3 protein-coding genes and 1 pseudogene are annotated in these 2017 nt (G+C 50.5%); 3 read left to right on the top strand and 1 reads right to left on the bottom strand.

The window, feature by feature from the left end; all coding sequences use genetic code 11:
- Nucleotides 1-379 (bottom strand): annotated as a pseudogene (locus C8N32_RS14685) (IS5 family transposase); the annotation flags it as partial.
- A 168-nt stretch (nucleotides 380-547) separates the two neighbouring features.
- Between C8N32_RS14685 and C8N32_RS14680 the strand changes: the two are divergent.
- The 3 genes from C8N32_RS14680 to C8N32_RS14670 all read left to right on the top strand — a co-directional run.
- Nucleotides 548-1396: a formyltransferase family protein gene (locus C8N32_RS14680; RefSeq protein WP_146159735.1), complete on the top strand. Its 849-nt coding sequence runs from the start codon at nucleotides 548-550 to the stop codon at nucleotides 1394-1396.
- Entirely contained in the window at nucleotides 1386-1775 is a 390-nt protein-coding gene (locus C8N32_RS14675) for a hypothetical protein (protein ID WP_146159734.1), read from the top strand. Before C8N32_RS14680 ends, C8N32_RS14675 begins: the two co-directional genes overlap by 11 nt.
- Before the next feature lie 39 nt (nucleotides 1776-1814).
- A partial coding sequence (locus C8N32_RS14670) for a helix-turn-helix domain-containing protein (RefSeq protein WP_146159733.1) occupies nucleotides 1815-2017 on the top strand: 203 nt, incomplete at its 3' end.

Genomic DNA, 2017 nt, shown 5'->3' with positions numbered 1-2017 from the left:
TTTGGTGTTCATGCCGCCTTTGGTTCGACCGATCAGACGACCACGCCCCCCTTTTTGGCGGCCATGCTGGTCGCCGTTCGATGGGCCTTGAGGTATGTCGCGTCGATCATCACGGTCTTCTCTTCGCGTGCTCAGCGGCCAGACCTGCCATCATCCGGGCGAAGATGCCTTTCTCGCTCCACCGCTTCCAGCGGCTGTAGAGCGTCTTATGCGGACCATACTCCTTCGGCGCATCCCGCCAACGCAAGCCATTGCGATTGATGAAGATAATCCCGCTCAAAACCCGCCTGTCATCGACCCGAGGCTTACCATGAGGCTTGGGGAAGAAAGGGGCCAAGCGTGCAATCTGCGCGTCGGTCAGCCAGAAGAGATCGCTCATGTCACCGCTCCGTTTTCAAAGCCGTGAATCATGCTGTTCGCGCGAAATCAATGCATCCTGACCCTAGGGTCAGGGCCCATTGATTTGCTCTAGGCCATCCAATATGGGAAGGTATCAGAATGAATACAAAATACTTGCGGATCAGATCAAAGTGCCTGCACACCCTTTTTGGCCGATCTCGAAATAGAGGTTTCATCAGGATTGGTGGTTTTCCGAGGGTCTGACGCACAACACCGAAAAGCAACTGAAGGAAGAATTCGCACAGGCCTTAATCCAAAAGCTTGGGAAAAAGACAGAAATATGGAGCCCAGAATGCATAACGGCAACAGCAGGAAAACATCCATTTTATTTTTTGGAAGAAAGAAGTGCCGCGGAAGCCGGGAGATATTGGATAGACTTGAAAGCCTCGGGTTCGATGTAACTTGTATTTTATCTGGCCACCGGTTTGAAAAAATGGACGAAGACGTCACATGGTGGGAGGGAGACTACATTATATCCTTTCGCAGCCTTTTTATATTACCTGACTCATTACTTAAAAGGGCACGAATTGCGGCTATAAACTTCCATCCTGCGCCCCCGGAATATCCCGGAAGCGGGTGTGTGAACTTTGCATTGTATGACGATGTGGGGGAATATGGTGTCACGGCACATATAATGAACAGGCTTGTAGACAACGGGACAATCCTTGAGGTCAGACGGTTTCCGGTCAATCGCACTGACAAATTGCCTTCTGTGCTGGAAAGAAGTCACTCCGAACTCCTCGGTCTTTGTCTTGACTTCGTCATTGGAATAAAGACCAAAGGGGAAGCATTTATAAAGGAACGTCAACAGCATGCGTCCGGCGAACGATGGAGCGGAAAAGCCAGGCGGATACGGGATCTCGACGCACTTCAGAAAATCGACACCGGCATGGAAAAGGATGAGCTCGAAAGAATCATAAGAGCAACCAATATACCAGGATACCCGCCATATATTGATCTTCATGGATACAGGTTTGTACTTGACGATGAGAAATGACTTCTCTCAAGCAGAGCGCGCACAGCTTTCTCGCAAGCTTGCGTTTTTGCTCTTTTATACAGACAAAATATACAAGGCATACCTTTTGAATGAAAAAAGCTACATGTATGCCATGGTTTTGTACAAATCCAATGCGCATATGGCAAAGACTCTGCGCAATCATATACATTTTCTATCCAATGAAGAGCAATCTCTGGCGGCAGATTTGCTTTTGCATCTAGACATATGGCTATGTCTCTGGGTTGCCGAAAGCCGTTTGAGAAAACCGGCCCTGAAAGATCCTTTTGTTTTCGAAAATGACGTTCGCTTTCCGCGCGAGTCCGCTGATGAGCTTGTCCGCAAGCTCCGCACAGATCAGGGATGCGGATTGCCCACTTAACCTTCTTTCCGTGCTATTTTCGGGAAGGAGGAACCACCCATGGGGCGATCATCGACAGCAAAGAAAGCTACGCCGCGTGATACCGCCACCAAGCTTGCTCAGCAGCGCCTGAGCGTTCTGGAGCTGGCAAGGGAACTCGGCAACGTGGCCGAGGCGTGCCGCCAGCGGGACATGGACCGGACCAGTTTCTACGAATGGAAGCGCCGGTTTCAGACCCAGGGCTTCGAGGGCCTGAAGGACCT

Source organism: Rhodovulum imhoffii (genome assembly GCF_003046545.1).
Classification (GTDB): domain Bacteria; phylum Pseudomonadota; class Alphaproteobacteria; order Rhodobacterales; family Rhodobacteraceae; genus Rhodovulum; species Rhodovulum imhoffii.
This window is presented reverse-complemented; position numbering and strand designations above follow the sequence as displayed.

Excerpts from the sequence above, each read along its gene's own strand:
- C8N32_RS14675 (WP_146159734.1), top strand. The coding sequence starts at position 1,386 with ATGAGAAATGACTTCTCTCAAGCAGAGCGCGCACAGCTTTCTCGCAAG.